The 22,534-nt window shown below is 68.9% G+C and carries 20 protein-coding genes; 2 read left to right on the top strand and 18 right to left on the bottom strand.

From position 1 onward, the window contains the following. Positions 1 to 50: 50 nt before the first annotated feature. From efeB to ACT3TD_RS02980, 13 genes are all read right to left on the bottom strand, one after another. Complete coding sequence (efeB, locus tag ACT3TD_RS03040; protein WP_301442378.1) at positions 51 to 1,370, bottom strand: iron uptake transporter deferrochelatase/peroxidase subunit; 1,320 nt, start codon at positions 1,368 to 1,370, stop codon at positions 51 to 53. Then, positions 1,367 to 2,512: an iron uptake system protein EfeO gene (efeO, locus tag ACT3TD_RS03035; protein WP_301442379.1), complete on the bottom strand. Its 1,146-nt coding sequence runs from the start codon at positions 2,510 to 2,512 to the stop codon at positions 1,367 to 1,369. The genes efeB and efeO overlap by 4 nt, the downstream gene beginning before the upstream one ends. Next, positions 2,509 to 3,336: an iron uptake transporter permease EfeU gene (gene efeU / locus ACT3TD_RS03030; protein ID WP_301442380.1), complete on the bottom strand. Its 828-nt coding sequence runs from the start codon at positions 3,334 to 3,336 to the stop codon at positions 2,509 to 2,511. Before efeU ends, efeO begins: the two co-directional genes overlap by 4 nt. A 191-nt stretch (positions 3,337 to 3,527) precedes the next feature. Further along, on the bottom strand, positions 3,528 to 4,277 hold the full coding sequence (locus ACT3TD_RS03025; RefSeq protein ID WP_301442381.1) for an ABC transporter permease: 750 nt from the start codon (positions 4,275 to 4,277) through the stop codon (positions 3,528 to 3,530). 8 nt (positions 4,278 to 4,285) lie between these two features. Further along, positions 4,286 to 5,041: an iron ABC transporter ATP-binding protein gene (locus ACT3TD_RS03020; RefSeq protein ID WP_301442382.1), complete on the bottom strand. Its 756-nt coding sequence runs from the start codon at positions 5,039 to 5,041 to the stop codon at positions 4,286 to 4,288. Beyond that, positions 5,038 to 6,162, bottom strand: a complete 1,125-nt coding sequence (locus ACT3TD_RS03015) for an iron chelate uptake ABC transporter family permease subunit (protein WP_444614806.1) — start codon at positions 6,160 to 6,162, stop codon at positions 5,038 to 5,040. The genes ACT3TD_RS03020 and ACT3TD_RS03015 overlap by 4 nt, the downstream gene beginning before the upstream one ends. Then, positions 6,152 to 7,171 (bottom strand): ABC transporter permease, encoded by a 1,020-nt coding sequence (locus ACT3TD_RS03010; RefSeq protein ID WP_301442384.1) that lies wholly within the window; start codon positions 7,169 to 7,171, stop codon positions 6,152 to 6,154. Before ACT3TD_RS03010 ends, ACT3TD_RS03015 begins: the two co-directional genes overlap by 11 nt. A 146-nt stretch (positions 7,172 to 7,317) precedes the next feature. Continuing rightward, positions 7,318 to 8,349: a siderophore ABC transporter substrate-binding protein gene (locus tag ACT3TD_RS03005; protein ID WP_301442385.1), complete on the bottom strand. Its 1,032-nt coding sequence runs from the start codon at positions 8,347 to 8,349 to the stop codon at positions 7,318 to 7,320. A gap of 398 nt (positions 8,350 to 8,747) precedes the next feature. Then, positions 8,748 to 9,770, bottom strand: coding sequence for an LLM class flavin-dependent oxidoreductase (locus ACT3TD_RS03000; RefSeq protein WP_301442386.1), 1,023 nt, complete (start codon positions 9,768 to 9,770; stop codon positions 8,748 to 8,750). Positions 9,771 to 9,791: 21 nt separating this feature from the next. Next, on the bottom strand, positions 9,792 to 10,385 hold the full coding sequence (locus ACT3TD_RS02995) for an HdeD family acid-resistance protein (RefSeq protein WP_441579460.1): 594 nt from the start codon (positions 10,383 to 10,385) through the stop codon (positions 9,792 to 9,794). A gap of 87 nt (positions 10,386 to 10,472) precedes the next feature. Then, positions 10,473 to 11,057: an HdeD family acid-resistance protein gene (locus ACT3TD_RS02990; RefSeq protein WP_301442388.1), complete on the bottom strand. Its 585-nt coding sequence runs from the start codon at positions 11,055 to 11,057 to the stop codon at positions 10,473 to 10,475. A gap of 89 nt (positions 11,058 to 11,146) precedes the next feature. Continuing rightward, a complete protein-coding gene (locus tag ACT3TD_RS02985) occupies positions 11,147 to 12,919 on the bottom strand; it encodes an ABC transporter ATP-binding protein (protein WP_301442389.1) in 1,773 nt (590 codons plus the stop codon). Beyond that, positions 12,916 to 14,721, bottom strand: coding sequence for an ABC transporter transmembrane domain-containing protein (locus ACT3TD_RS02980; RefSeq protein WP_441579459.1), 1,806 nt, complete (start codon positions 14,719 to 14,721; stop codon positions 12,916 to 12,918). The genes ACT3TD_RS02985 and ACT3TD_RS02980 overlap by 4 nt, the downstream gene beginning before the upstream one ends. 135 nt (positions 14,722 to 14,856) lie before the next feature. Here ACT3TD_RS02980 and ACT3TD_RS02975 point away from each other — a divergent pair, with 135 nt between their 5' ends. Continuing rightward, positions 14,857 to 15,666, top strand: coding sequence for a MurR/RpiR family transcriptional regulator (locus tag ACT3TD_RS02975; RefSeq protein WP_301442557.1), 810 nt, complete (start codon positions 14,857 to 14,859; stop codon positions 15,664 to 15,666). A 5-nt stretch (positions 15,667 to 15,671) separates the two neighbouring features. Here ACT3TD_RS02975 and ACT3TD_RS02970 read toward each other — a convergent pair whose 3' ends face one another. Both ACT3TD_RS02970 and ACT3TD_RS02965 read right to left on the bottom strand, forming a co-directional pair. After that, positions 15,672 to 16,466, bottom strand: a complete 795-nt coding sequence (locus ACT3TD_RS02970) for a VOC family protein (RefSeq protein WP_301442556.1) — start codon at positions 16,464 to 16,466, stop codon at positions 15,672 to 15,674. A gap of 619 nt (positions 16,467 to 17,085) precedes the next feature. Then, entirely contained in the window at positions 17,086 to 17,646 is a 561-nt protein-coding gene (locus ACT3TD_RS02965; protein WP_301442555.1) for a hypothetical protein, read from the bottom strand. Between the two features lie 134 nt (positions 17,647 to 17,780). Between ACT3TD_RS02965 and ACT3TD_RS02960 the strand changes: the two genes are divergently transcribed. Next, positions 17,781 to 18,680 carry a cytochrome b/b6 domain-containing protein gene (locus ACT3TD_RS02960; RefSeq protein ID WP_301442554.1) on the top strand — a complete coding sequence of 300 codons (900 nt, stop codon included), beginning with the start codon at positions 17,781 to 17,783 and terminating at the stop codon, positions 18,678 to 18,680. 102 nt (positions 18,681 to 18,782) lie between these two features. On the opposite strand, the gene ACT3TD_RS02955 is transcribed toward ACT3TD_RS02960, so the two are convergent. The 3 genes from ACT3TD_RS02955 to ACT3TD_RS02945 all read right to left on the bottom strand — a co-directional run bounded on the left by ACT3TD_RS02955 (position 18,783) and on the right by ACT3TD_RS02945 (position 22,500). Next, positions 18,783 to 19,160, bottom strand: coding sequence for a PH domain-containing protein (locus ACT3TD_RS02955; protein WP_301442553.1), 378 nt, complete (start codon positions 19,158 to 19,160; stop codon positions 18,783 to 18,785). A 66-nt stretch (positions 19,161 to 19,226) separates the two neighbouring features. Continuing rightward, the gene (locus tag ACT3TD_RS02950; protein WP_441579075.1) at positions 19,227 to 20,285 is read right to left on the bottom strand and encodes a lipoate--protein ligase family protein; all 1,059 of its coding nucleotides are present in this window, start codon (positions 20,283 to 20,285) and stop codon (positions 19,227 to 19,229) included. 61 nt (positions 20,286 to 20,346) lie between these two features. Then, positions 20,347 to 22,500, bottom strand: coding sequence for a RecQ family ATP-dependent DNA helicase (locus ACT3TD_RS02945; RefSeq protein ID WP_444637965.1), 2,154 nt, complete (start codon positions 22,498 to 22,500; stop codon positions 20,347 to 20,349). Positions 22,501 to 22,534 lie beyond the last annotated feature (34 nt).

Below are 22,534 nucleotides of genomic sequence, written 5' to 3'. Positions count from 1 at the left end.
AGCTGGTGTTTTCACTGAGAAGTACCGTGTACCGCGCGCACTACAGGGCACTACCCGTCGAACAGTGCGGTTCCCCAGTCGGCGCCGTCGTCGCCCAACCCCGGCGGGCAGGCGAAGATCGCCTTGGACTCGTAACGCACGTACTCGTTCATCTTGTCCTTGTGCGCCAGCGCCATCTGCACCGGCGTGAAGTCCACCGACGGACGTGCCACGTAGGCGATGAAGAACAGGCCGCTGGACAGGTGGCCGAAGGAGTCCGAGCCCTCGATGAAGTTGTAGGCCCGGCGCAGCATGCGCGCCCCGTCGTTGTTGTCGGGGTGGGCGAGGAACACGTGCGAGTCGTGGGGGATCGCCGGGCCACCGGTGCCCAGGTACAGGTCGAAGGGTACGTCGTCGAACTCGTCGGTGGTGCCCAGCGGTGCCCCGGAGCCCTTGTAGCGGGCGAAGGTGTGCTGCTGGTCGTCGAGGATCTGCCGGTCCCAGACCTCCAGCAGCATGCGGATACGCCGCACGCACATGTACGACCCGCCGTCCATCCAGGAGCCCTTGCCGGGCTCCGCCGGGCACCACACGTGGGTGTCCAGGTCGTCGGTCTCGTCGGCCAGGATGTTGCGGGTGCCGTCCTTGAACCCGAAGAGGTTGCGCGGTGTGGTCTCGTCCACGGTGGTCTTCGACGCCCGCCCGTAGCCGAGCTGCGACCAGCGGACCTCCACCACGCCGGAGCCGGCTCGGGTGAGGTTGCGTACGGCGTGCACGGCGACCTGCGGATCGTCGGCGCAGGCCTGGATCACGATGTCGCCGTCGCACAGTTCCTCGACGAGCTGGTCGCCGGGGAACTTCGGCAGGGCGGTGAGTTCGTCCGGCCGCCGGTCGGACAGGCCGAAGCGGTCGTCGAACAGCGAGGGGCCGAAGCCGATCGTCACGGTGAGGTTCGCCGCGGTCAGGCCGAGCGCCTCGCCGGTGTCGGACGGCACGGTCACGCCGGAGGGGTCGTCGGAGGGGGTGTCCGCCGAGGTGTCGCTCAGCGCCCCGCCCTCGGTGGTCTCCAGGCCTTCTGCCATACGCTCGGCCATCGCCGTCCACTCGCTCAGGAGGTCGCGCAGGTCCTCGCGGTCGGTGGTGACCACGTCGAAGGCGACGATGTGCAGGTGCTCCTGCTGCGCGGTGGTGATCCCGGCCTGGTGGACGTCGCGGAAGGGCACGGTGTGCTCACCGCCGCTGCCGCCGGCACTGCCGGCACTGCCGTCGGTCGAGCAGGAGCTCAACGCCAGGCCTCCCGCGCCGGCGGCACCCACGCCGGCCGCGCCGAGACCGAGGCCGGTCAGGAACGTCCGGCGGGAGAACGGGTGTGACGACCGGGATCCACTCACTGCGAGATGACCTCGGCGACCTTGGAGACCTGCTCGGTCAGCCGGTCGATGCCGGCGGAGAGCTCCTTGCGGTCCTTCTCGTTGACGGTGTCGTAGGAGACGAACCCGTCGCCCTCGCGGAAGGCGTCGAGCTGGGCCTGGACCTTGTCGACGTTGTCGTTGATCTCGGCGAGAAGGTCGGCGTCGCGGTCGTCGATGGCGTTCTCCAACGAGGCGATGGCGGCCTTCGAGCCGTCCAGGTTGGCCTGGAAGTCCCACAGGTCGGTGTGCGAGAAGATGTCCTCCTCGCCGGTGATCTTCGAGGTGGAGATCTCGTCCAGCAGGCCCTGGGCGCCGGTGGCGATCTGCACGGGCTGCACGGAGAAGTCGGACGCGGCGACGCCGTCGACGAGCTCGGCGATGTCGTCGACCAGCTGCTGGGCGTCCTGCTTGGTCTTGTCGGTGATCTTGCCGTCCTCCCAGAGCTGCTTCTCGATGGCGTGGAAACCGGTCCACTCCTGGCCGTCCTCCAGGTCCGCCTCGCGCAGGTCGATGCGCGGGTCGAGGTCGTCGGGGAAGGACTCGGCGATCGGCTCGATGCGCTCGTAGTAGGTGCGCGTCGGGGCGAAGAGCTCCTTGGCGGTGTCGACGTCGTCGTCCTCGATGGCCTGGGCGAAGGTGTCCACCGACTCCTGCAGTGCGGTGGTCTGCGAGCGGACGTAGCGCAGGTAGCCGTCCACCGCGGCGGTGAGCTGGTCGTCGCCCTCGGCCTGGGACACCGCGTCGCCGGTGACCTCGAAGTCGTGGGAGACGCCCTCGCCGACCATGCCGGGCTTGCAGGTCACCTGGTAGGTGCCGGCCTCGGGGATCTCGACGTGCAGGGTACGCGCGGCGCCGGGGCCGATGTTCTCCACCTCGCCGAGCACCCGGCCGCCGTCGGTGTAGACGTAGAACTCGGTGATCTTCGACCCGTCGTTGGCGATGTCGAAGGCGTTGTTGCCGGTGGTGCCCTCGTAGGAGTCGACGTCGCAGGAGTCGTCGGTGGCGGTGACGGTGTACGCCGTGGCGGAGTCGTCCTTGTCCGCGCAGGCCACCATCGACAGGGGCAGCGCCAGGACGACGGGGACGGCGAGGGAGGCACGGGTGATCCGGGAGATCTTCATGAGACGGTGGCTTTCTGTGCGGAGGAGTCGGAGTCCGTCCGGGAGCGGGCGGGCCAGAAGAACGCGGGAAGTGCGATGAGCAGGAAGAGCAGCCAGCCGGTGAACGCCAGCACCGTGGGTTGGGGCACGATGTTGAACATGCCCTCCAGCAGCGAGGCGTACCAGGTGCCCGGGGTGAGCACACCGGAGATGTCGAAGGCGTGGTTCGACAGGCCCGGCAGGACGTTGGCCTCCTGCAGGTCGGTGATGCCGTAGCGCAGGATGCCGGCGGCCACGACGATCAGCAGTGCGCCGGTGACCTGGAAGAACACGCCGAGGTTGATGCGCAGGACGCCGAAGTACATCAGCACCCCCAGGACCACGGACACCCCGACGCCGGTCATCAGGCCGGCGAAGGGGACGCCGAAGGCGCGGGTGAAGGACTCGAAGACCAGCAACGCGGTCTCCAGGCCCTCGCGCGCGACGGCGACGAAGGCCACCGTGGCCACCGCCAGTGGCCCGACGGCGACCGCCCTGCCCATGCGGCCCTCGAGTTCGGCGGCGATGTCCCTGCTGGCGCCCTTCATCCAGACCACCAGTGCCACGGTGATCAGCGAGGCGATGCCGCCGATGAGTTCCTGGCCGACGGTGGTCAACGTCTTGGAGCCGAAGTTGATGACGAGGAAGATGCCGACGGTGAAGGCGAGGGCGGCGATGATGCCGGCCCACAACCAGGGGAACGAGCGGCGTTGCCCGGTCTTGTTCAGGTAGGCGGCGAGGATGATCACCACCATGGTGGCTTCCAGGCCTTCGCGCAGCCCGATCAGTGCGTTCGTGTAGAACATTGACGCGGATTTCTTGGGGGTCCGGTGGAGAGCTGTGAGCGGCTATGAGCGGGGCTGTCACCGCACTAACTTGGGTGAGGCTCACCATGCTCGCCGGACCCGATTCTGATGATAGGCCTGGTGCGGAAGGCTTGGGAAGTAATTTCTGCGCGTAGGGGCTATCTGGGGGTGGAGGCCTGTGACCGGTAGGTTCAGGCCTTGTCGCGCGGACGGTACAGCGTGGGGGAGAGACTGAAGGCGATGATCGTCGCGGTGACCGCGCCGGCGGCCATGATGCCGGCGAGCACCACGATCTGGAAGCGTCCTGCGTCCACGGGGCTCACGCCGCCGAAGATCGCGCCGACGAACGCGCCGGGCAGGGTGACCAGTCCGGTGGTCTTCGTCTGGTCGGTGGCGGGGATCAGGGCCTCCCGGATGGAGAAGCGGGCGATCTCCACGGTGGCCTGACGCGGGGTGGCGCCGAGGGCGAGCCAGGCCTCGACCTCGTCCCAGCGTTCCTCGGTGGCCTGGGCCAGACGCCGTCCGGCCAGCGTGGCGGTGGACATGGCCCCGCCGATGATGATCCCGCCGATGGCCAGGGCGTAGCGGGCGGAGAGTTCGATCGCGCCGGTGAGGAACACCACGGTGAGCACCACGCCCACCCCGGCGGCCATCGCCCCGGTGACCACGAGGAAACGGTACGGCGTCCAGCCGATGCGGTGGGTGCTGGTCGTGGCGGCGACGAAGAACATGACGACCAGGGCCAACCCCACCCACCGGGGGTCGGTGATGACCCCGGAGAGCACCACGCTGATCAGGGCCAGCTGGACCGTGCCGCGGCCCACGGCCACGGCGGTGCTCCAGCGGTGGCCCACCCCGGCCAGGGAGAGCACCGCCACGGCGACGGCCACCAGCACGGCCACGCCGAGCAGGCTGTGCCAGATCTCCGGGGTGAAGGTCATCGGGCCACTCAGAAGTAGTTCGCCAGGCGGCCGTACTCGGTCTCCAGCACGCGGACGTCGGTGCCGAAGATGTCGCTGAGCGTCTCGTCCTGGATGACCTCGTCGGGCGTGCCGAAGACGTTGACCTCGCCATTGGTCATCGCGCAGATGTGGTCGGCGTAGCGGGCGGCGAAGTTGATGTCGTGCAGCACGATGATCACCGTGCGGCCCAGTTCGTCGCAGGCCCGGCGCAGCTGCTTCATCATCTGCACGGAGTGCTTCATGTCCAGGTTGTTCAGCGGCTCGTCGAGCAGCACGTACTCGGTGTTCTGCGCGAGCACCATCGCCACGTAGGCACGCTGACGCTGACCGCCGGAGAGCTGGTCGAGGTAGCGGTTCTCGAACTCGCGGAGGTTGAGGAAGTCGATGGCCTCGGAGATGTACTTCTCGTCCTCCACGTTCAACCGCCCGTGGGAGTAGGGGTAGCGGCCGAAGCCGACCAGCTGGCGCACGGTGAGCCGGGTGACGAAGTGGTTCTCCTGGCGCAGGATCGACAGGCGCTTGGCGACCTCGCCGGACGCGGCGGAGGCGATGTCCATGCCGCCGACGGTGATGGTGCCGGTGTCCGGCTTCTGCAGGCGTCCGACCATGGTGAGCAGGGTGGACTTGCCGGCACCGTTGGGGCCGACCAGGGCGGTGACCCCGCCGGCCGGGATCTCGAGTGACACCGGGCCGATCGTGGTCTCGGTGCTGTAGGACTTGGAGACGTTGTCGATGGTGATCACAGGCGACCCTTTCGCATGATGAAGAACAGGAAGACGGTTCCGCCGACGAGCTCGATGATGATGGTCACGGCACCCTCGGCGTAGAAGAAGTTGCGCATGATGAAGTACGAGCCGATCAGCACGAGGTAGCCGACCAGGACGGCCACCGGGAGGATGAGGCGGTGGTCGTAGGTGTCGGTGAGCTGGTAGGCCAGCGTGGCCACGAGGAACCCGAGGAAGGTCATCGGGCCGACCATCGAGGTGGTCATCGCCATGAGGATCGCCACCAGCAGCAGCAGGATCATCAGCTCGCGCTTGTGGTTCAGGCCCAGGTTGCTGGCGGTGTCCTTGCCGAGGGCGATGACGTTCATCCGGCGGGAGCGCAGGAGCAGGATGAGGCAGGTCACCGCGACGACGGGGATGACGATCGGGAAGTTGTCGGTGTTGGCGTTGCTGATGTTGCCGAAGGTCCGGGCGGTGAGCACGTCGAACTCGTTGGGCTCCAGCAGGCGCTGCATGAAGGTCGACAGCGACCGCAGGCCACCGCCGATGACCACGCCGACCAGCAGCATCACGTGGATGTTGCCGAGCTTGCCGGACAGCAGCCAGCTGAACAGTGCCACGGCGAAGACGATCATCAGCAGCGACTGCAGGACGAACTGCCGGGCGCCGGTGAACGCGGCCAGACCCGCGGTGCCCAGGAAGAAGATCACGCCGGTCTGCACGGCGATGTACAGGGACTCGAAGCCCATGATCGACGGGGTGATGATCCGGTTGTTCGTCGCCGTGTGGAAGGCGACCGTGGCGAAGGCCTGGCAGACGGCGACGATGATCATCGTGATGATCGCGTCCGCGCGCATCCCGGCGATCTTCCAGTACCCCTGGGTGCCGAAGTCCATCGGGTTGCCGTAGCTCATGTGCGCGACGGTGAACCCGACGGCGGCCGCGGCCAGCACGCTGACCAGGATGATGTACCTGGTGCGCTGGCCAGGGTGCGAGAAGGGCCCGGAATGGCGTGCCGCCGAACGGACGTCGGACGCCTCGGCGGCGTCCGTGCCGGCCGCGGCACCGGTGTCGGCGCCGGCTGCGGCGCTGCCGGCGTCCGGCGCGGTTTTCTTCAGGACTGACTTCTTATCGCGCATAACGGCGGCTCCTCACCAGCAGGAAGACGAACACGACGGCGCCGAGGATGCCGAGGATCAGGGACACGGGCACCTCGAAGGGCATGATGACGGTGCGGGCGATGATGTCGCAGATGATCAGGATCCACATGCCGAGCATCGCCACCCAGGGCAGGTTCGAGCGCAGGTTGTCGCCACGGAACATCGAGACGATGTTGGGGACGATCAGGCCCAGGAAGGGCAGGTTGCCGACGACCACGGTGACCACCCCGGAGACCACGGCGATCATGAGGATGCCGAGGAACAGGACGCGCCGGTAGTTCAGGCCGACGTTGGTCGCGATGTCCTTGCCCAGGCCGGCCACGGTGAACCGGTCGGCGGCGATGAAGATGAGGACCAGGACCACCAGCACGATGAACAGGAGCTCGTAGCGTCCCCTGACCACGCCGGTGAAGCTGCCCGCGAACCAGATGCCCAGCTGCTGCAGCATGTCCGTCTTCAGTGCGACGTAGCTGGACACCGAGCCGACGACCGCGCCGAGCATGATGCCCACGATCGGCACGATCAGCGAGGACTTCAGCGTGACGCGCTGCAGGAACAGGAAGAACACGATCGTGCCGACCAGGGCGAAGATGATGGCACCGACCATGCGGGTGAGCAGGCTGGCACCGGGGATCATCACCATGGTGAGGATCAGGCCCAGGCCCGCCCACTCGGTGGTTCCCGTGGTGGTCGGTTCCACGAACTTGTTCTGGGTCAGCAGCTGCATGACCAGACCGCACATGGCCATCGCGGCACCGGCCAGTGCCAGCGCGATGGTGCGTGGCACGCGGGTGATGCCGAACATGTTCCACCCGTCCTCGGCGCCGCGGATGTCGTAGACCCCGATGAACAGGGAGCCGGCGATCAGCGCGAGGGTGAAGGCGATCCCGATGAGGATCGGCCAGGTGGTCCTCCACCAGGAGGCCTGCGGTGGCGGTGCCAGGGGAGGTGAGGCCTCCTCGGAGGCCGAGGACTGTGCGACGGTCATGGAGATCCTGTCTGTGGAGTGTCGCGGTACTGGTCACACCTGTGCGCCCGAGACGGGACGTCCCACGCAGTCACCTGCGGTGAGGATGTCCCGTTCCCGGGCGCGTGCTCGACCCGGAAGGGGCCGTGCGGTTCTAGCTTGGGGGACTACTCCGAGTCGTGAGCCTCGAAGGCGTCGGCGATGGAGTTGAGGACCTCGGTGTAGGCCTCGATGTCCTCGGTGGTGTAGAAGTCCTGCGGGAAGTAGACGATGTTGTCCTCTTCCACGGCGGTGACGTTCTGCAGCGCCTCGGAGTCGGCGATCAGCTCGGCGGCGGACTCGTAGTCGGCCTCGTCGCGGGCGGAGGTGCCGCCGTCGCGGTCCAGGACCAGGATCCAGTCCGGGTTGGACTGGGCGATGGCCTCGACGGAGATGTCGTCACCCTGGTGGTTGGACGAACCGTCGTGGTCGTAGGACGGGGTCAGGTCCAGCATGTCGAAGACCGGGCCGACGGAGCGGCCGGTGGACGGTGCGGAGTAGTTGATGTCGCCACCGGAGGTCAGCAGACCCATGACGGTCTCATCCGGGTTGTACGCGGCCTTGGCGCGGTCCTTGGCCTCGTCGAAGTCCTCGACCAGAGCCTCGGCCTCGTCCTCCTTCTCGAAGACCTCACCGATCAGGTTGGTGATCTCCTTGAGGGTGTCCTCCAGGGGCTGGTTGTCCTCGCCCTCGGCGTCCTGGCCGAAGCTCAGGTCGATGATCGGGGTGTCCGGCAGCAGCTCGGCCATCTCGTCGTACTGGCTGGAGTAACGGTAGCCGGTGATGATGAGGTCCGGCTCCGCGGCGACGAGCTCCTCGAGGTTCGGCTCGCGGTGTGAACCGGTGTCGTGGATATCTTCGTCGTCGTGGTACTTCTCGATGGTGTCCGGGATCAGGGTGACCGGTGCGGAGACCAGGTCGATGTCCCAGTCGGCGAGGACCTGGAAGATGCGGTTGTCGAAGGCCGCGACGCGCTCGGGGTCGGCGGGGATCTCGACCTCACCGCGCGCGTCGGTGACGGTGCGGGTGTCGGAGTCGCCGTTGTCGGACGAGCTGGAGTCGTCGTCGGACGAGCAGGCGGCGAGTGCTCCCATGGAGAGCACGGCGGTCATGGACACGGCCAGCGCTCGGCTGGACCTGCGTCGGAGGATGGTGCGCATTCGGCGGATTCCCTTTCTTTGTCGGCCCCGTGCCCCGGGGTCAACGTCAGAAGGACCCGGGGGCGAGGCTCGAACTCACTGAGCGAAACTCGTTCAGCGGCAGCGTATCCGAGGTGAACGTGATGCAGCAAAGTGCACCCTAAGCAGAAGATAGGTTCGGGTGGGTTACCCGGGCGGGTGTGTCCGCCCGTGCGTGGGGTGTGGAAAGTACTTATGCCGAGGTCAGCATAGGGTGTCGCCGAAGAAAGGGGGGTGGGTCCGCGCGGAGCTATCGGGGGTGAAAATGAGGGGGAGCTCCGACGGGTCGAAAAGGTGCCTTTGTAGTGCAGGTATGAACTGACGCTATGGGCACTACAGGCGCTACAGGGGTACCCCGGCGCCCGTCGGGGGCGGCGTCGCTACGGGCGCGACAGGCCCCAGGAGTCGGCGAGGATCTCCATGGCCCTCAGCGATCCCTCAGTCGACGGCGACTGGATCGCCACCATCAGTTCGTCGGCCTGCGCGGTGGCGGTGAAGCCCTCGAGGTACTCGCGTACCTGTTCGCCGGTTCCCACCGCGGAATACTTAAGCATCGACAAGATCTGGTCAGCCGCCGGCGAGGACATCAACAGGTCGAGGTCCTCCTCGGAGACCTTGCGTCCGCGCAGGGCCATGGTCTCCACGCGGGCACGGCGGACCTTCTCGCTCTGTGCCAGGGCCTCGGCCTCGGTGTCGGCGGTGGTCACGTTCACCGCGGCGATCACGTAGGGCTCCGGGTGCTCCTTCGACGGCTGGTAGGTCTGCCGGTAGACCGAGACGGCCTCCTTCAACGCGTCCGGGGCGAAGTGGGAGGCGAAGGAGTAGGGGATACCCAGCTGCGCGGCGAGCTTCGCGCCGAACAGGGAGGAGCCCAGGACGTACACCGGCACGTGGGTGTCGGTGCCCGGGATGGCCGTCACGCCCGGCACGCGCGAGCGTCCGGCGAGGTAGCCCTGCAGCTCGCGGACGTCCTCCGGGAAGGACTCGGCGGAGCGCGGGTCGCGACGCAGCGCCATCACCGTGCGCTGGTCGGTGCCGGGGGCGCGTCCCACTCCCAGGTCGATGCGGCCCGGGTAGAGCTCGGCGAGGGTGCCGTACTGTTCGGCGATGACAAGGGGGGAGTGGTTCGGCAGCATCACACCACCGGAACCCAGCCGGATGCTGTCGGTCTTCGCGGCGATGTGGGAGATGAGCACGGCCGGAGCGCTGGAGGCGATCGACGACATGTTGTGGTGCTCGGAGTACCAGATCCGGGAGTAGCCCAGACGTTCGGCGAGCTGTGCCTGCTCCACGGAACGCAGGAAGGCCTCCCGGGAGGTCTCGCCCTTGAAGACGGTCGCGAAGTCGATGAGGGAGAGGGGGACGTGCTTTTCGGTGTTGACGTCATGGTCGTTGGTTGTCATGTCCACGACCGTACGCCCCGGTTACCGGCCCCGGCGCAACCTGATTCCGATGACCACGGACAGGATCCCGAACAGCAGGCCGTACACGCCGAGCAGCCAGGCCAGGGCGACCAGACCGCCGGTGGGCTCGGCCAGGGCCAGGCCGCCGAGCAGCACACCGAAGATGATGTTGAGCAGGCCGGTGGCCAGGCTCCATCCTCCGGCGCGGGACGCGGTGCGGGCGATGCCGGTGATGACCAGGCCCAGCGCCATGATCCACAGCACGGCCAGGGCACCGATCACGGCGAAGGCAACGGGGAAGAGCAGGATGGCGACACCGGCCACGGCGGTGACCACGCCGGAGAACATGGTGAAGCCCCACGCGGCGGCGTGGGAGCGCTGCTGGAAGGCCAGCCCCATCGTGCTGACGCCGTCGACCACGAGCCACAGGCCGATGACGAGACCCACCACGGTGGCGGTGCCGATGGGGAAGACGAGCAGCGCCAGACCGATGACGATGCTCAACCCGCCTCTCCACAGCAGCATCCGTCCGCCGGTGTCGCGGAGGTGCCGGCCGAGGTGAGGGCCGGGTACAGCGTAAGAACACTCGGAGGTGTCCCCAGGACGGGTAATCATGGCGACCGATCGTAGACCCGTCCGTGGAGACCGCACAACTCCTATGACGGACGCTGTGACGGCCCTGTCAGCGTGTCCGTCGGTACGTCAGGCGTTTTCCTTGTTCGACCTGCGCAGACGGACGGAGAAGATGATCGAGGAGATACCCATGACGAGGGCGAAGACACCGGCCACGATCGCCAGGGTCCAGACGTTGTCTGCGGGGTTGGTCAGGGACAGCACCAGCAGGACGAGACCGAAGATGATGTTCAGGATGCCGGCGGTGATGGTCCAGCCGCTGCGCAGCGCCTTGGGGATGTTCAGCTGGGAGATGCCGCTGAACACCAGGCCGATGGCCATGAAGATCAGGATGAACATCGCGCTGACGAGGGCGAAGATGCCCGGGATGAACAGGATCGCCACGCCGGCGATCGCGGTGATGATCCCGGCGGTCAACGTCCAGCCCCAGGGGGCGTCGGCCTTCTTCAGGTCGAAGGCCTCACCGGCGGCGACGAGGCCGTCGACGATCATCCAGGCACCGACGAAGATGCTGAGCACGATCGCCGAGCCGAAGGGGAAGAAGATCAGCAGCAGGCCGATGATGACGCCGAAGATGCCGCGCCACAGCAGGTACTGGGCGCTGCGCTTGCGGATCTCGGTGAAGATGGGGCCGAAGGTCGGGGTAGTGGTCACGGCACTGTCGCTTTCCGTCGTGTTCGCGCAGTGAACGCGCAAGGTTGGTTACCGTGTCAATAGTAGCCAGGGGTGAACCTGTGCGCCGCTCACCTGTTGGCGTTCCACGCCGCCCATAAGCGCGCGTAGGGGCCGCCGGCGGCCACGAGGTCGTCGTGGGTGCCGTCCTCCTGCACCACACCGTGCTCCATGACCACCACCCGGTCGCACACGGCGGCCTGGGACAGCCGGTGGGCGATGACCACGCCGGTGCGTCCCTGCAGGGCCACGTCCGCCGCCCGGTCGAGCACCGCGGCCTGCGAGGAACCGGCCTCGGCGGTCGCCTCGTCGAGGATCACCAGGTCCGGGTCGGCGATGAGCAGGCGGGTCAGGGCGAGGTGCTGCTCCTGCGCCGCGCTGAGCGGGTGGCCCTGTGCGCCGAGAGGGGAGTCCAGACCGTCGGGGAGCTCCTCGAGGAGCCCGCCGGCACCGGTGCGGTGCAGGGCGTCGACGAGTGCGGCGTCGTCGCGGCCCGGTGCGGCGAGGGTGAGGTTGTCGCGCAGCGTGCCGGAGAACACGTGGGTCTCCTGGCTGACCAGCATGGTGTTCACCGGGGCGTCGACGCTGCCGGTGGTGGGACGGTGGATGCCGGCGATCAGGGCGGCCAGGGTGGTCTTGCCCGCCCCGGAGGTGCCCACCACCGCCACGCGTTGGCCGGCGGGGATGGTCAACGTCAGGTCGTGGAGGACCGGCGCGCCGTCCTGGTAGGCGAAGCTGACGGCGTCGAGGTGCACGCCGGACGCCGCGGACGCCGCAGCCGCCGCGGCTGCATCGTCCGGGACGTCCTGCGCCTCGGCACCGTCGGCACCGTCGGCGTCTTCCGCGAGGTCGGTGACGCCGATGACGCGCGCCAGGGACGCGGCGGCGGCCTGCAGCGTGTCGATCTCCATCATCAGTCCGCGCAGCGGGCCCTGCAGCCGCAGGAAGTACAGCACCGCGGTGGTCGCGGCACCGACGGTGACGGCGTTGGCGTCCACCAGCCCGTAGCCGGTGAACAGCACCACGCACACCGCGACGGCGAAGGACAGGTCGATGCGCCAGGTGAACATGGTCTGCACGGTGCGGGCGCGCAGCGCCCAGGTGGCCACCGCCCACGACGCCGTGGCCGTACGCACCCCGTGCCAGCCGGACAGGCGGTAGGCCAGCACCGTGTCCAGGCCCTTGAGCGCCGACAGCAGGTGGTGGGCTCGGGTGCCGAAGGCGGCGCGTTCGGCGGCGTACAGCGGCGGGGCCAGACGGATGTACCAGCGCAGCGACAGCCAGTACAGCGGCACGGCGACGAGGAACATCACCCCGAAACGCCAGTCCAGCAGGAACAGTCCCACCAGGGTCAGCCCGATGGTGAACACGGTGCGCGACAGCGAGGGCAGCACCTGTGACAGGGCCTCGGACACCTGGGCGACGTCGTCGCTGGCCCGGGAGATCAGGTCGCCGGTGCCGCTGCGTTCCACCCGTTCCTGCGGCAGACGCAGTGCGGTGGTCACCAGGCGTTCGCGCAGGGTGGCCAGCAGCCGCTCCAGGACGCGCGAGGCCAGCCACACCCCCAGCACGCTGAGTGCGGAGGCGGCGACGATGGCGACGGCGATCAGCGCGCCGTAGAGCCAGACGGGACGGTGGTCCCCGCCGTCGGAGATGTCGTCGACGATGGTGCCGAGCAGCGCGGGGGTGACCAGTTCCAGGGCGGCGGCCCCGGCGGAGATGACCGCGGCGAGGAGCAGCAGCCCGCGGCGTCCGGCCAGGGTCTGCCACACCGCGGTGACGCAGCGGCGACCGGTGGCGACCGGAAGACGGGTGGGGTTCGGGTCAGGGTTCGGCTCGCTCACAGTTCCACCACCCGGTCGCAGTGCGCCAACAGGGCGGGGGAGCCGGTGACGACGAGGGTCGTGCGTCCGGCCCGCACGGCACCGAGGCGTTCGGCGACGGTGTTCTCCGTGACGGCGTCGACGGCGGTGGTCGGGTCGTGCAGCACGAGCACCGGCGGGTCGGCGGCCAGGGCGCGTGCCAGGGCGACGCGTTGGCGTTGCCCGCCGGACAGCCGTGTGCCGCCCTCGCCGACGCGTGTGGCCAGCCCGTCGGGCATGGAGTCGATGATGTCGTCGCAGGACGCCGCGTGCAGTGCGCCGGGGATGCGGCCGGTGCTGGTGCCGCCGGTGCCGTGCGGGTCGAGGTTCTCCACGATGGTGCCGTCGAACAGGTCGGCGGCGTGCGGTGCGGTGAGCACGATCGTCCGGTAGTCCTCCACGGGCAGTGACGCCGCATCGGTGGTGGTGCCGTCCTGTTCCAGCAGGACGCCGTGCCCGTCACCGTGCCCGTCACCGTGCCCGTCATCGTGCGGGGCGCGCCCGTCGGCGAGCAGCGCGACGAGGTCGCGTCCTGCCGTGCCGTCGGCACGCACGCCGAGCAGTTCGCCGGGGGCCGCGCGCAGCACGGTCGCCCCGTCGACGAGGACCGCCAGGCCGGACGTGCCGGACGCATCGGACGCGCCGGGCGCTGTAGCGGCCGGGGCGTCCTGCGCGTGCTCGGTGGGGGTGCGCAGCAGCTCCAGCACGCGCTCGGCCGAGGCCACGCCGGTGGCCCAGATCGCCCCGGAGTTCGTCGGCAGCATCGTCAGCGGGCTGACCAGGAACTGGGTCACGCCGACGACCGCGACCAGTTCGCCCACGCTGAGCCGCCCGGTGAGGGCGAACCAGGCGGCGCACACGGTCAGCGCGGCGATGAAGACGCCGGTGACGGTGTTCATGGAGACCAGGAACAGCGCGCGCGACGTCCGGGCGCGCAACGCCCCGCCCAGGGCGGTGCGGCTGACCTCGGTGTAGCGGGCGGACGCCTCGTCCTCGGCGCGCAGCCCCTTGATCACCCGGTAGCCGGTGATGAGGTCCGTGGCGCGTCCCGTCGCGCCGGCGACGAGGGCCTGCTGCTCGCGGCTGCGGCGCTGCAGGGGGCGTCCGGCGGCGGTCATCAGCCACAGCATCAACGGGCCGCCGACGAGCACCGCCAGGCCCAGCGGCCAGGAGATCGTGAGCAGGAACACCGCCGAGGCCAGGATCGCGGCGATCTCGCCGACCGGGTAGATGCCCAACGCCATGGTGCCGGCCAGACGGAAGACGTCGCCGGTGGCCACCGACAGCATCGCCCCGCCGAGGCGGCGGTCCTTCATGCCCGCCGGGTCCAGCAGACGGTCGGTGACCTGCATGCGCAGCCGGTGCTGCACGGTCTGCATGCCGAAGAAGCCCAGGCGTCCGCCGAAGCGGAAGGTCAGCGACATCACGACCACGTCGAGCAGCAGCACCGCCGCCCAGAGCAGCAGCTGTCCCAGGTCACCGGCGGCGATGCCCCGGTCGATCGCCACGCCGGCGATGACCGGCAGCGCGGCCGCGGCGATGTTCGACACGATCAGCAGGCCACCGCCGGGGAGGGTGAACCGCTTGGCGCCGAGGATCACCCGCCAGGTGAAACGGGCGGGGGAGGGGTCGTCGTCGTAGACGACCGGGTCGGCGACGCGGGGACGCTGCGGCGCCTGCAGGAACAACGGCCAGCGGACGCCGAAGGCGTGGCTGCGCAGCGATTCGCCGTCGGAGGCGACCGGACGCTCGGTGGAGCGCTCGGCCGGGGCGGGGCGGGTCATGTGAGGGGGTTACTCCTTGATCCGGGGCGCGGAGTCGTGGGCAGGACCGTAGGTTAGCATGCCGTAAGTGAGCTTCACCTCACCTGCCGTGTCGTCGCTGCAGTCCGCACACCGCAAGACGGTAGTGTCCACGACATGGACCTGGTCGAGACGATAGAGGCGCGGCGCGGGAAGCTCTCACCCGCCGAGGACAAGGTGGCGGAGTTCATCGCGACGAATCCGCACAGCGTGGGGCACCATTCGGCCCTGCGACTCGCCGGCGCGGTGGGCGTCAGCGACGCCACCGTGGTGCGCACCGTGCGCAAACTTGGTTTCGCCGGGCTCGACGACCTGCGCGAACGGCTCGCCGAGGACCTGTCGCGGCGCGGACGCATGGGATCCTCGCTGCGCGACGGGGAGGTCGCCCAGGCCGTCCGACGCCGCGCCGACGGTGCCGACGCGCTGATGCAGCGCGTCGCCGAGGACGACCTCGTCGCCGCCGTCGCACTGATGGCGGACGCCACACGGATCGTCCTGGTCGGCTTCGGGCCTTCCCGGCACATCGCCGAGTACGCCGCGGCGCGGTGCCTGCGGGCCGGACTGCCGGCCGTGGCGATCGGCAGCACCGGGGTCGGTTTCGCCGACGAGCTCGCCACGGTGACCGCCGGCGACCTGGTGCTGATGCTCGCCTACGACGGCACCTCCGCGGAAGGCGACGTACTCTTCCACCGTGCCGGTGAGCTCGGGCTTTCTGTGGTGCAGCTGACCGAGGGGGCGCTGAGCGAGGACCCGCGCGCCACGGTGGCGCTGGGGATAGGACGCGGCGACCCCGAACTCAGCCCCAGCTACGTGCCCACGGTGGCGGTGCTGGAGGTGCTGGTCGTGGCGACGGCGGCGAAACGTCCCGAACAAAGTGAGCATGCCGGGGCGACGGTGGACCGCCTGCGCAGGGCGCTGGACCGGTGACGTGCTCAGTCGTCGGGGACGACGGTGGCGCCGGCGATCTCGACGGGGCCGGCGAGGCCGTCGGGACCGGTGCGGACGACCCCGAACCCGTACAGGCCGGTCGGGGAGCCCCGGGTGAAGCGGATCTCGGCGCCGGGCAGGGGGACCGTCGCGCCGGGTGGGTCGTCGCGGACGGGCAGGTCCAGGACCTCGGCGAGGCGGTGGGCGTCCTCGTGCGGGGCGTCGCTGCGGACCAGCAGGCAGCTGATGTCCGGGCCGGTGGTGCTGGGTTGTTCGGGACTCCCGCCCTGGGCCACGCGGTGATCGGCACGCATCCGGGCGATCGTGGCCCGTGGCGGGTCGTAGCTGATGAAGAAGGGGAACCAGGCGGGGGTGTCGGTGACGAAGACCTCGGTGAATCCGGCGTCCCTGTCCTCGAGGCGGATGTCGGCGACGTGGACGTCGTGACCGTTCTCCCGCAGCGAGGCGGCGGTGGCGTGGGCGTCGGGCACGTGGACGGCGAAGGCGGCCAGGCCCGGGGCTGAGGCGTCGAACACTGCGCGCAGCAGGCTCAGCGAATCACCGAACGGTGTGTCGGCGACGGCGTCCCAGTCCTCGACGACGGCGAGTTCGACGTAGCGTTCATCGTCGATCCCCCAGGCGGCGTTGCGGAACCCCGGCATCGTGAGTGCGGCGTGGGTGGGGAGCCCGACGGCGTCGTAGGCCTGCATCGTGGCGTCGAAGCTGTTGGTGGCGTGGGGACCGTTGGTGGCGTGGATGAGGTGGTCGAAGGAGAAGGACGGTTCGGGGTGGTCGGTCATTCGTCGGGTGCTCGCTTCCCGCGTCGGTGGTGTGGTGGTGGGGACGGTGAGGTGGTGAGGCGCGACTGAGGTAAGCCTGTCTACAGGCTACCGGGGACGGTGAGACGGTGTGGTGGGGACGGCACGGGCCGGGCGGAGGCGAATTCGCGGTTTTTCGTGACTCGCGGCACACGTCCGCTATCCTGTCCTCTGAGGTAGTTATCGTTTCAGAAGAGGCCCAAGTCACATGAGTTCCGTCGCACCTGCCGGGTATGTTTCCCGGTCACGTGGTCACCGCGAGGTCACCGCGCGACTTCTTACCTCATCGTCGACGGCGACGCGGGCGGGGTGCCAGGCCCCGTACGTCCCGTCAGGTGAACGGCACTCAGGCCGCCCGACAGTTGCTGCAGTACCGGGGATGCCGGACGCTAAGATCTTCGTGACGGAAGACGGCGACCGCAGGAAAGAACCGTGTGCGGCAGTTCCACAACTCACCAGCGCTATTGACGAGCGAAAGCAGTAGGAGACTACACAATGTCCAACGACGACCAGGCCCAGCCCATCAAGCTGGACCCACAAGTCGCCCAGGCCCCCGGTGCGCCTTCCGCGCCGTCGGCCCCGGCATCGCCCGCCGCTCCGGCTACTCCCGCTGAACCGGAGACCACTGCTGCGGCTGAGGCGCCGTCCGCCCCGGCAGCACCTGAGGCCCCTGCCGCACCTGCGGCTCCTGCGGCTCCTGCCGCAGAGGAGGCCCCGTCAGCTCCCTCCGAGCCGGCGTCCCCCGGTGCTCCGATGAAGCTCTCTGCACCCGGTGCTCCGGGTGCTCCGGGTGCGCCCAGCGCTCCGGCAGCACCTGCTGCGCCCTCCGCTCCGGCTGCGCCTTCCGCGCCTGCGGCCCCGGCAGCACCTGGCGCCCCGGCTGCTCCCTCGGCCCCTGCTGCCCCCGGTGCTCCGGGTGCGCCGTCGGCTCCTGCTGCGCCAGGCGCCCCGTCGGCTCCTGCGGCTCCCGGTGCCCCTGGCGCACCGTCTGCACCTGCAGCTCCGGGCGCTCCCTCGGCACCCGGTGCCCCTGGCGCCCCGTCGGCTCCTGCGGCTCCCGGCGCTCCGGGCGCTCCCTCTGCACCCAGTGCCCCTGGCGCACCGTCTGCACCTGCTGCTCCCGGTGCTCCGGCGAGCCCCGGTGCTCCCGGTGCTCCGGCAAGCCCGGGTGCTCCTGGTGCCCCGGCAAGCCCCGGTGCCCCCGGTGCTCCGGCGACCCCGGGCGCGGCCGCTGCCAAGCCGAAGGCTGGTGGCACCGCGACCAAGGAGAAGCCGAAGAAGAAGCGCGAGCCGGTCATGATCGGCGAGAAGTCCCTCGGACAGTGGGGCAAGCTTGCCGGCATCGGCCTGGCCGGCGCCGCCGTCTTGGCTGCCGTGGTCATCCTCGGCGCACGCTGGTTCACCGGACTCGACGCCGTCTCCAGTTGGATGGAGCGCTACCCCGGTGAGTACCACCTGCCCGACTTCGTCGACGACGGATTCCCCGCCTGGGCCCGCTGGAGCCACTTCCTGAACTTCTTCTTCATGGCGATGATCATCCAGTCCGGTCTGCGCGTGCGTCAGCAGCAGAAGCCGCCGGCGGTCTGGCAGCCGAAGAAGGGTGGCAAGAAGATCAGCATCCACCTGTGGCTGCACACCTCCCTCGACGTGCTGTGGATGGTCAACGGCCTGGCGTTCATCGTCATGCTGTTCGTCTCCGGCCACTGGGCCAGGATCGTGCCCACCAGCTGGGAGGTCTTCCCCAACGCGCTGTCGTCGATGCTGCAGTACGCCTCGATGCAGTGGCCCGCGGAGAACGGCTGGGTCAACTACAACAGCCTGCAGCAGATCATGTACTTCCTGGTCGTGTTCATCGCCGCCCCGCTGGCGATCATCTCCGGTCTGCGCATGAGCGAATGGTGGCCGAAGAACGCCACCAAGCTCAACAAGATCTACCCCGCCCCGGTGGCACGCAAGATCCACTTCCCGACGATGCTCTTCTTCGTCCTGTTCATCGTCGCCCACGTCTTCCTGGTGTTCGCCACCGGTATGACCAAGAACCTGAACCACATGTTCGCCGGCACCCCGGTGGACGGCTGGGGCGGATTCTTCTGGATGCTCGGTGGCGTGCTGCTCACCATCGGCATCCTGTTCGCCACCCGTCCGCTGGTGCTCGCACCGGTTGCCTCGCGCTTCGGACAGGTCAGCGCACGCTAGTTCGACGGTAGCGCCTACCGGCTCGTCCGGGCGTACGAAAAGCGGGGTCGGTTTCCCGGAATTCAGGGAAATCGACCCCGCTTCGTCATGTGGTGGGGATGTTCAGCTGTCGGCGAGCAACACGTTGGCGATCAACTGGTCGAGACGCCGGACGTCCACCCCGCGACCCAGCTCGATCTTCACCTTGCCCGCACGCGTCCACAACTCCAGTTCCGCGGTGAAGTCCAGGGTGCCGGCGTTCTCCGAGGACCACATGTTGATCGCGGAATACGGCAGCGAGTACATCTCCACCTTCTTGCCCCGGATGCCCTGGGCGTCACGGACGATGAGCCTGCGGTCGGTGAACACCGCGGAATCCCGGAAGGTCTTGTACGCCGCTATCGGCTGTTCCCCCTTGACGAGGATGGGGCCGATGTCCTGCGGGATGGGGACCTCGGCCTGGAACAGCCACGAGGTGATGACATTGAGTTCTGACGGCATGGGAGATTAATAACACGGCGAAAGCTTCCCGCGTTAAACCTTGTGGCGGTGAACCGCAGGGGCGGCTCAGGGCAGCCGGTGGGTCCACTCCTCGGTGGAGAACTTCTCCTCGCACCGTGCCCGGGCGATCTCCAGGTCTGCCTCGGAGATCGACCCCTCGGTGGCGCCGTACTTGTCACGGAAGTGGTTGAAGAAGACCTCCAGGATCTCCGAGCGCGGCATCTGCGTCTGCGACCGCATCGGGTCGACGCGCTTCACCGCGGAGCGTTGGCCCTTGTCCTTCATCTTCTCCTTGCCGATGCGCAGGACCTCCATCATCTTCTCCGCGTCGATGTCGTAGGACATCGTCACGTGGTGGACCATCCAGCCGTTGCTGAAACGCTTCTGCGCCGCCCCGCCGATCTTGCCCTGCTCCGAGGCGATGTCGTTCAACGGCACGTAACGTGCGCGGATGCCGACCTTCTCCAACGCCTCCATCGTCCACTCGTCGAGGAACGGGTAGGACTGGGCGAAGCTCAACCCGTCCACCAGGGCCTGCGGCACCACCAGGGAGTAGGTCACGCAGTTGCCGGGCTCCATGAACATGGCCCCACCACCGGTGACACGACGCGACACGGTGATCCCGTGACGGTCCGCCCCCTCCTGGTTGATCTCGTTGGAGTAGGACTGGAACGAACCGATGACCACCTGCGGGGCATTCCACTCCCACAGCCGCATGAACGGTTTGCGCCGTCCGGCGGCGACCTCGTCGGTGAGCGTCTCGTCCAGTGCGACGTTGACCATCGGGTCCACACTGGGGCCGTGGATCACGTCGAAGTCGAGGTCCTCCCAGCTCACCGCGTGACCGAGGGCGCGCCGCACCGCCACGCCGACACCGTCGGCGGTGATGCCGAACAGGACGTCGTCCTCGCGCAGCGATGCCTGGACCCGCTCCGAGACCTGCGAGGCACTCAGGTCGGCCGGTGCACCCTCGAGCGCTCCGGTCATCCGGTCGAGGGCCTCGTCCGGCTCAAGGAAGAAGCCACCGGCGATGCGCACGCCCGACAACGTGCCGGGGGAGCCGCCCGACACCTCGAGGTCGACGACGATGAGTTTGCCGCCGGGGACCTTGTATTCTCCGTGCATCTGCTGACACCTTTCCACCCTGGGATTTTCCGGGCACCAGCCTACGCGCGGCGCAGCCCGGTCAGCCCCGCAGCGCCAGGGCGAAGGGGAGCACCGCACGCGCCCCGGCACGGCGCAGCTCACGGCCGGCCATGGTCACCGCCCACCGGGAACCGATCTCGGTGTCGACGAGCAACACGACCTGACCGGCGACCGCCTCGGCGGTGGCCGGGTCCAGGCGGAAGGCCTCGTGGAGGTTCTGTACCCGGTATGCGCTGTTGACGTCCGGCGAGCCGGGGGCACGGGTGTACGCCAGCTGGCCGGCATCGGTCATCCGGCCGATCTGCGCCAGTCCCCGCGCCAGGTCCGCGCTGGTCGTCGGCCGGGTCACGCTCGGCATGCCGACGACGACCGTGGGGCGTTCCTCCCAGTCCCACTCCTTGAGCACAGTGATGCACCAGTCGGCGATGTTCTTCGGTACGGGGGAGTCCTCCGCACCCTCGGCGAGGAAGCCGCGCAACACCTGACCTGCACCCAGGTCGGTGAACCTGGCGACGGCACGTCCGGGCGACACCTTCTCCTCGGCGGGGAGCTTCCCCTTCAGCGGCACCCCGATCGTGGCCATGCCCGACGGCCACTGGCCGCGCGGTTCGACCGGCAGACCGAGTCCGGACAGGATCCGCCGGGCCCCGGAGGTGTTGTCCTCGCTGACCACGCTGTCCCACCACTGCCCGGCGCACACGTCGCACCGGCCGCAGTCGTGGGCCTCCGGGTCGTCCAGCGTCTCGGAGAGGAAGCGCATCCGGCACATGGTGCCGGACTCGTACTCCAGCATCGCCTCGGCCTCGCGGCGGCGGGCCTGCGCGACCGCGGCGTAGCGCTCGGCGTCGTACGTCCAGGGCGTTCCTGTGGCGACGAAGCCACCCTGCACCCGGTCGACCGCGCCGTCGACCTGCAGGGTCTTGAGCAGCAGATCCAGCCGGGAACGCTTCACCCCGACCATCGGCTCCAGGGCCGGCACCGACAGGGCCGACCCCGAGCCTGCCGCATCCGACAACGCCGCGAGGACCGCCTGCGCCTCCTGCTCATCCGGCATCGAGGCCGTGGCGAAGTACTCCCAGATGTTCGGGTCCTCGCCACCGGGCAACAACAGTACGTCGGCATTGTCCGTGGCACGGCCGGCACGTCCGACCTGCTGGTAGTACGCCACAGCGGAGCTCGGGGCACCCAGGTGCACCACGAGGCCGAGGTCGGGTTTGTCGAAGCCCATGCCCAGCGCGCTGGTGGCGACCAGGGCCTTGATCTCGTTGTCCTTCAACGACTGCTCCAGGCGGGCGCGGTCCTCGGCGTCTGTCCGGCCCGTGTAGGACGCCACGTCCCAGCCGGCCTCGGCCAAGGCCCGGGTCGTGTCCTCTGCCGCCGACACGGTCAACGCGTAGATGATGCCGGCGCCCTGGAAGTCCCCGAGATGCTGGGCCAACCAGCCGATACGGTGCTCCGCCGTCGCCGTCGGGGCCACACCCAGGCGCAGTGAGTCGCGGGACAACGCCCCGCGCACCACCATCGTGTCGTCGCCGAGCTGGGCAGCGACATCCGTGACCACCCGCGAATTCGCCGTGGCCGTGGTCGCCAGCACCGGGAGGTCGGCGGGCAGCCCGTCCAGCAGCGCGCCGATCCGCCGGTAGTCCGGGCGGAAGTCGTGCCCCCAGTCGGAGATGCAGTGCGCCTCGTCCACCACGATCATCCCCACCCCGGTGCGCGACGGATCGAGCAGCACGTCCAGCACGTTGGTGCGGAATTTCGGGTTGGTCAGGCGCTCGGGGGAGATCAGCAGCACGTCCAGCTCACCGGCGGTGAGGCTGTCGAGCACCGCGTCCCACTCGGTGGCGTTGGCGGAGTTGATCGTGGCCGCGTGCACGCCGGCGCGTTCGGCGGCGGCGACCTGGTCGCGCATCAACGCCAGCAACGGGGAGATGATCAACGTGGGCCCACCGGCACTGCCTGCGCTGTCTGCGCTGCCGAAACCCTCGCGGATGAGGCGGGCGGCGACGAAGTAGACCGCCGACTTTCCCCAGCCGGTGCGCTGCACGACCAGGACGCGTTTGTGGTCGGCGACCAGCGCGGCGATGGCGTCGAACTGCCCGTCGCGGAACGCGGCGTCCGGGCGTCCGGTCAGCTCCCGCAGGATCTCGGTGGCGCGGACGAAGAGACGGTCGTCATAGGGGTTGCTCGGCATGGGCCCCACCCTAGAACCCGGCACGGACATGAAC

Origin of the sequence: Corynebacterium sp. AOP36-E1-14, assembly GCF_052377495.1 — a bacterium.
Lineage (GTDB): Bacteria > Actinomycetota > Actinomycetes > Mycobacteriales > Mycobacteriaceae > Corynebacterium.
This window is presented reverse-complemented; position numbering and strand designations above follow the sequence as displayed.